This is a genomic window from Gulosibacter chungangensis (genome assembly GCF_008831155.1).
GTDB classification, from domain to species: Bacteria; Actinomycetota; Actinomycetes; order Actinomycetales; family Microbacteriaceae; genus Gulosibacter; species Gulosibacter chungangensis.
The window spans coordinates 1-644 of record NZ_WBKB01000021.1 but is presented as its reverse complement, the minus strand read 5'-3'; the positions used below and the strand labels follow the sequence as shown (position 1 = coordinate 644).

Annotated in this window: 1 protein-coding gene; it reads right to left on the bottom strand. The window is 67.7% G+C overall.

The window, feature by feature from the left end:
- Positions 1-532: transposase family protein (locus F8O05_RS14715; RefSeq protein WP_158053510.1), on the bottom strand; the 532-nt coding region annotated here is incomplete at its 3' end.
- Positions 533-644: the final 112 nt, after the last annotated feature.

Genomic DNA, 644 nt, shown 5'->3' with positions numbered 1-644 from the left:
CACCGAGGCGGGTGTGTCGCCAGACGTGCTCGTCGACGCCGATCGTGGTGACCCCGTCGAATCTCGTGGGATCGTCGATGAGTCGCCGCTTGCCTTCCGCGAGCACCGCAGTGTTCGCGGCGCTCCAGGAAACCCCGAGACCCGCGGCGACACGGGTCACGGTGAGGTGGTCGATGACGATGCCCCGAAGCGCCCACTCCACGCCGAGGCGGGAGATCTTCGCTCGTGGCGCGGCGGCGCGAGTCATGTCCTGCCGCCACGTCCGTCGGCAGTGCGCGCACCGGTAGCGTCGGACCCGGACCAGAAGCGTTGTCGGCCTATGCCCGAACGGCTCATGCGCGAGCCGGCGCGTCACCGTGTCCCTTGACACGCCCTCGGCGCCGCACCCACGGCACCAAGGATCAGCCTCAACCGGCCGGCATTCGATCATGGCCAAGTCCGGCTCGATCAGCTGGCCAACGGCGACGAGCCCGAGCTCGTCGAGGCGGCAGAACGTCGTCAGGTCAGGGGTCGCGAAAGTAGAGTGGAGCACGTCGAGGTCTTTCGGGATGGCAAGCGTGAAGAACTTCCATCATCCGGGAGACCTCGACCCCTACCCGGCCACCGACGCGCTCAACCGACTACACCCTCGTTCGTGAAGAGCC